The sequence below is a fragment of the Streptomyces sp. NPDC050485 genome (assembly GCF_044458185.1).
In the GTDB taxonomy this organism is placed as follows: domain Bacteria; phylum Actinomycetota; class Actinomycetes; order Streptomycetales; family Streptomycetaceae; genus Streptomyces.
On record NZ_JBITHR010000068.1, the window covers coordinates 1 to 5,101 of the forward strand.

General features: G+C 67.5%; 6 protein-coding genes and 3 pseudogenes. 6 read left to right on the top strand and 3 right to left on the bottom strand.

Features of this window, described 5'->3' with window-relative positions:
- Nucleotides 1-292: 292 nt before the first annotated feature.
- Nucleotides 293-525, bottom strand: a pseudogene (locus ACIBK6_RS42250) (IS6 family transposase); the annotation flags it as partial.
- Complete coding sequence (locus ACIBK6_RS42255) at nt 471-896, bottom strand: hypothetical protein (RefSeq protein WP_399058799.1); 426 nt, start codon at nt 894-896, stop codon at nt 471-473. The pseudogene ACIBK6_RS42250 and the gene ACIBK6_RS42255, both read right to left, overlap by 55 nt.
- Before the next feature lie 314 nt (nt 897-1,210).
- Here ACIBK6_RS42255 and ACIBK6_RS42260 point away from each other — a divergent pair, with 314 nt between their 5' ends.
- The 5 genes and pseudogenes from ACIBK6_RS42260 to ACIBK6_RS42280 all read left to right on the top strand — a co-directional run bounded on the left by ACIBK6_RS42260 (nt 1,211) and on the right by ACIBK6_RS42280 (nt 4,015).
- Nucleotides 1,211-1,795, top strand: a complete 585-nt coding sequence (locus tag ACIBK6_RS42260) for a DUF2975 domain-containing protein (RefSeq protein WP_399058791.1) — start codon at nt 1,211-1,213, stop codon at nt 1,793-1,795.
- Nucleotides 1,795-2,028 (top strand): helix-turn-helix domain-containing protein, encoded by a 234-nt coding sequence (locus ACIBK6_RS42265; protein WP_399058793.1) that lies wholly within the window; start codon nt 1,795-1,797, stop codon nt 2,026-2,028. Before ACIBK6_RS42260 ends, ACIBK6_RS42265 begins: the two co-directional genes overlap by 1 nt.
- Nucleotides 2,029-2,400: 372 nt before the next feature.
- Nucleotides 2,401-2,943, top strand: a pseudogene (locus ACIBK6_RS42270) (DUF2000 family protein); the annotation flags it as partial.
- Nucleotides 2,944-3,317: 374 nt separating this feature from the next.
- Complete coding sequence (locus tag ACIBK6_RS42275) at nt 3,318-3,527, top strand: hypothetical protein (protein ID WP_399052405.1); 210 nt, start codon at nt 3,318-3,320, stop codon at nt 3,525-3,527.
- Between the two features lie 187 nt (nt 3,528-3,714).
- Nucleotides 3,715-4,015, top strand: a pseudogene (locus ACIBK6_RS42280) (antibiotic biosynthesis monooxygenase family protein).
- A 47-nt stretch (nt 4,016-4,062) separates the two neighbouring features.
- On the opposite strand, the gene ACIBK6_RS42285 reads toward ACIBK6_RS42280, so the two are convergent.
- Nucleotides 4,063-4,197 carry a hypothetical protein gene (locus ACIBK6_RS42285; protein ID WP_399058795.1) on the bottom strand — a complete coding sequence of 45 codons (135 nt, stop codon included), beginning with the start codon at nt 4,195-4,197 and terminating at the stop codon, nt 4,063-4,065.
- 80 nt (nt 4,198-4,277) lie between these two features.
- On the opposite strand from ACIBK6_RS42285, the gene ACIBK6_RS42290 reads away from it, so the two are divergent.
- Nucleotides 4,278-4,691 (top strand): hypothetical protein, encoded by a 414-nt coding sequence (locus ACIBK6_RS42290; protein ID WP_399058797.1) that lies wholly within the window; start codon nt 4,278-4,280, stop codon nt 4,689-4,691.
- Nucleotides 4,692-5,101: the final 410 nt, after the last annotated feature.

A 5,101-nucleotide genomic window follows, 5' to 3' on the forward strand; every position in this document is an offset into this window, starting at 1 on the left:
TGCGCGCCCGTCCCGACGGCCCGTCCTGGCCCCCTTCCGGCGGGGATTGGGCTGCCGAGCAGGCGGTGAGCAGCAGGATGGCCGACGCGACGATGACCGCGCCGCCGCTTCGGTGGGATTGACGCATGATGCCTCCGGATGTGAACGAGATGCTTCCCGTCGTCTCCAAGCCTCGGGCAACAGCGTGACGCACGCCCCGGCACGATAGGCCGAATGCATGATTACTGGCGTTGTCACGTTGTCGGGGGTGTGATCCTGTGAGGGCGTGCGGGGGTCGGCGGTGGGCTGGTGTTCAGGCCGTGGTGGGCAGGCCGGTGGCGCCGGTGATGTGGTTCCAGATAGTGAAGCGGAGGTCATCTCGAGGCGATGGCGGCCGGCGGTCATGAGGTGCCGGTGGGGTCGGAAGTGGGGTGAGATTCCGGTGAACGCGGACAGGAACCGCTGCGCCCCGCCGACGGACCGGAAGCCTTTCATCGCGCGTTCGCGCTGCCTCGTTGGCTGGTGGGAGTTCTCCGCCCGGTTGTCTTCGCGGGAACCAGCTCGAGTTCCAGCAACTGGGCCACGTCCTTGGCCCGCAGTCCACCTTGAGGCGTCCGGGAGGCAAGCACCGACATGATCCGCTGGTAATCCGGCGCGAGCACGCCCGCATCGAGGCCCTCGCGACGATGCGGCACCACCGAGCCCCGCCTCGGCACCGTCCGGGGCGCATCCGTGCAGGCCACCGCCTCCTCCAAGCCCGTCTCCTCCGGCTGGGACAGCACCTGGCTCACCATCTCCCGCGCGGTCACCAGCCGTTCCACCTCCCGCTCGGCGTCCTCGAGCTCTGAACGCAGTCGCTCCGCCCGTTCCCGCGCTGACGCTTCCTTCGCCTCCAACAACCCAAGCACCGACGCCACCGGCCACCCCCGAACGAGAAAGAATACGGACGAGGCATGCCTTCCTGGCCCGGCAGAGAGCCACTCCCACCAGCAGAAACTCAGCGATCAAGTTCGGAACGACAACAGGTACTAAGCGGTTTCAGTGAAGTTCGCTGTTGATCCTTGGGCGCGCCTGTTGGCGGGTCAGGGCCTGCTCTGCCGCGGTGCCGATGGTTTTGATGCCGGCCCTTGAGGCAGTCCGCCGAGGCGGCCTCGCCGACAGTCTTGGACTTGTCGAATATCGATATGTTCCTCTACCTTTGGCATATCGAAAATCGATGGGAAGGGACGCAATGAACACGCGACTCACGAGGACCTTGGCCTCGATAACCCTTGGGCTGGCGGTGCTCAACGGGCTCGTCTTCATCGGCACGGGGGTCACGCACGCGCTCGACGACGGGACAGTCTGCGTGCAGACGGGCTTTTGGGCCAATGCCTCGCTTGAGCACGACCTGCCGATCGGCGAGGGTGTGAAGGCGTCCAGCAGTGCCACGCGCCTGTGCCAGGACAGTCCCTCCGCGGGGCAGCGCGCCGCCGGCCTCGGGGGCGAACTGCCCTGGCTGCTGTTCGGATCCCTCGCGCTGCTGCTCTTCTCCCGGCTGCTCAAGGCTGTCGTGCTGCAGGGGCCGTTCACCGACGCGGTGTCGCGGCGGCTCTCCGTTCTTGGCTGGTTCGTCACCGTGGGCACGCCGCTGGCCGGCCTCGTCGTCGGCTGGTCGCAGTCCTGGCTCGTCGGGAGCATGGCGCCCATCGTGGCCTCTGGGCCGACGGTCTCCGGGCCGCAGGTGCTCGTCCTCGCCGGCCTCGCCGCAGTGATCATGGGGAAGATCATGCGCGAGGGCGTGCGCATGCGAGAGGACCTCGAAGGGACCATCTGATGCCCGGAGAGGAACTCCACGCGATCCGGATCCACCTGGACCGGCTCCTCGCCGAGCGCGGCATGACGCTCACCGAACTGTCCGCGCGGGTGGACATCACCGTCGTCAACCTGTCCGTACTCAAGAACGGACGGGCCAAGGCCATCCGCTTCTCGACCCTGTCGAGGATCTGCGAAGTCCTTCAGTGCCAGCCAGGAGACCTGATCACCCACGACCCCGCCGAACCGGCCTGAGCGGACCCGGCGAAGCCGTTGCTCTCTGGATACGGGTTCGCCGGCAGGCCAGCGCCTGGCCGACGGCGGCACCGATGGCTTCGATGCTGGTGTTGGGCGCGGTTGGGGTAGTCCTCGCACTCGTACTTGGCCGAACGCCAGACGCGTTCGATGTCGTTGAGCTCGGGACTGCGGGCGGCAGGTAGGACAGCTCCGCGCCGATCTTCGCCAGCTGGTCGCGGCGGCCCTTGATCGCGGCGGCCACGTGCACGCCGCCGACCTGCTGCCCGACCGGGAGCTGGTGGACGCCACCTACGTCAGCGTCGACCACATCCTCGGCGCCGCCACCGACCGCGGCGTCGACCTCTTCGGGCCCGTCTCCGCCGGCCACCAGTGGCAGACCCGCGACCCGGACGCCCACGACCTGAGCCGGTTCACCATCGACTTCGACCAGCACCATGTCACCTGCACCACCGGCGCAATCAGCCGCAACTGGCTGATTCGATCAGCGCCGACGGGCTGCCGACCATCCAGGTCACCTTCCGCCTCCCGGACTGCACTCCCTGCCCGCAGCGCGCGCACTGCGCACGATCGACGGTCAATGCCCGGTCCCTGACCTTCCGTCCCCGCCCGCAGATCGAGGCCCAACAGCGCCTGCGCGCCGAACAGGCCACCGACGCCTGGCGGAAGCAGTACGCCCTGCGCTCGGGAATCGAGGGCGCCAAGGAGACCCTGACCGCGGCCCACGGGCAGGCCCTGGACCGGGTGCCCCCGCGGGCCGTCTTCACCTCCGACCTGTTCACGACGGGCAACGACCGCGACAACCGCCCGGCCGTACGCGCCGTGCCCGCAGGAGAGTTGGACCTGGTAGGGCTCGCGGTGTACGGGCCGCGCAACGCGGTGGACAAGGTACTGAAGGGCGCGCGGATGCATCCGTGCATGACTCTGCACCTGAATCTGCACAGCGCATGCGCAACTGCGCCATGGGTGCGTTCTGTTGGTGCGGAGTTGTCCTGTCCGGAGCCGCCATGGCAATAGCTGTCGGCCTTCTGTGCCGCCCTACATGTAGAGAAGCTGCCCTCAATTCGTGTGCATGCACGTACAGATGGGTGGCCGGCCGTTTCAACTGCCCGGTCGGGCGAACCGGCCGACTGGATGCCGGGCACGCTCCGTGATTTGATCCTTCGCGCCGCCGGGATCGCGCCAGGCGTCCGGAAATAGATGGCACGCGCCTTCGGCCGCGGCCCACCGTCTGTCCCCAGCCTGGCCGCTCCCCCCTTGTGGAACACCATACGAAGGGCAGTTTCATCATGAACTCCGCTCCCCAGGTTCAGACCCTTGAGATCTCCGACGCCGAGCTCGACACCGTCTCCGGCGGCCTGAGCCCGCAGGCCGGCATCGCCGCCGGCCCCACGGCGATCAGCAGCTCGGACCTGGTGGCTCAGTTTGGCGCAGTCAAGGACGAGGTCCTGGACACTGTCGGCCAGTACCACCAGGTCAGCGTCAACGCCTCCTTCTGATCACCGGATCGCCTGACCGGCAGCCGGACCGCCGATCGACGACCACAGCAACAAACCCCCTACGTCCAGCATCCGGTAGGCGTGCGACCGAGAGACACCTTGGTCCGCAGCCCACTTCCGGAACGATCGGTATGTCTCCCCCGGCGTCTCAGGATCCTCGATCTTTTTGAACGCCTTGGTCTGGTGCATGACGGTTCCCGCCGAGCAGCGGGCGGAACTGGAGAAGCGGTTCGCCTCGCGGGCCAGCGCGGTGGAGAACTCGGACGGCTTCGAATGGTTCGAACTCCTCCGCCCGGTCGAGGGCACTGACAACTACCTGGTCTACACCCGCTGGCGCAGCAAGGAGGACTTCAAGGCCTGGATGGAGGTCCCATGCAGGCCGCCCATCGCGGCGCCCCGGAGGCGGCGAGGCCCCGAAGCGCCCCGCCGCCTCCGGCTCCACCCTCTGGTCCTTCGAGGTCGTCCAGTCCGCCGTCCCGAAGGCCTGACCTTCGGATGGCGACCGCGCGCCCCGAGACTTCTCGGGGCGCGCGTGTCAGTGGGTTTCGAGGGGGCTGGTGGTGAAGGTGGCGACCAGGGCCGGGTCGTTGAAGGCCGTGATGCGGGCGATGCGGTCGCCGATCAGGGTGAGGACCTGGATGCCGTAGGGCTCGCAGCGGCCGTCGCCCACGTGGTGGACGATGAGGGCGGGCTGGCCGTTGGCGCGCGTGCGGGTCAGCCGCCACAGACCGGGGCGCAGGAGGCCATCGCATGACCCACCAACCCTGCCACGACGACGAACGCGCCCGCATCCGCAAGGCGATGGACCGACTCCTGACCGGACAGGCCACCGCCTCCAACGGCAGCCTCACCGTCCTCGCTCTCGCCGCCGAGGCCGGCGTTCATCGCATGGCTCTCCTCAAGCGTCATGCCGACCTGAAGAACGAGTTCTACGAACGGGTCCGAGTCGAGACGAAACAGATTGAGAACGAGAAACGGCTTCGGGAGACTGTCACCAAGCTCAGGAAGACCCTCGCCAACAAGGAAGCCGAGCTCCAAGAGCTGCGGCAACTGGTCACCAACCTGACCCTCGCCAGCGCCGTTCTCACCCAACGCAGCGAGTCCTCGCCAGGCCCGGGCCTCGCGCCCGGCAACGTCATTCCTCTCCGTCCGCCCAGCACCTGAGCCCTCCGCACAGCGGGGCCGCCCCAGCCATCACACCGGGACGGCCCCGCTTCGCACCTCAGCCCCGCGCACAGCGGCCTCAGTTGCCCGCGATGGCGGTGGAGAACTCAATGCGGTCGTCGTCAGAGAGCGGCATGTCCGAGGCAGGACGAGTGATGAGCTCCGAGTTCAGGAAAACCCTGTGCGCCTCACGAAGCTGCCCCGAGTTGTCGAGCAGGAGGCTCTTCAGCTGACCGTCCGCTGATTGTCGGCCGCACGGAGCAAGATGCCATTGAGTTCGAAAGTCATGGCAGGGATCTGTCCATCTACGCGGAACTGAGCCGCCCCGAAGTTCTCGGACAGTGGTCCCCGATAGGGTCATGGTCAGGAACGGCGGAGAGAGCACGTGACACCAAAGCGTAGGAAGTTCA

What these genes read in the sequence shown, in the direction of transcription:
- ACIBK6_RS42275 (WP_399052405.1), top strand. Translation starts at nt 3,318, where the DNA reads ATGAACTCCGCTCCCCAGGTTCAGACCCTTGAGATCTCCGACGCCGAG.
- ACIBK6_RS42260 (WP_399058791.1), top strand. Translation starts at nt 1,211, where the DNA reads ATGAACACGCGACTCACGAGGACCTTGGCCTCGATAACCCTTGGGCTG.
- ACIBK6_RS42290 (WP_399058797.1), top strand. Translation starts at nt 4,278, where the DNA reads ATGACCCACCAACCCTGCCACGACGACGAACGCGCCCGCATCCGCAAG.
- ACIBK6_RS42265 (WP_399058793.1), top strand. Translation starts at nt 1,795, where the DNA reads ATGCCCGGAGAGGAACTCCACGCGATCCGGATCCACCTGGACCGGCTC.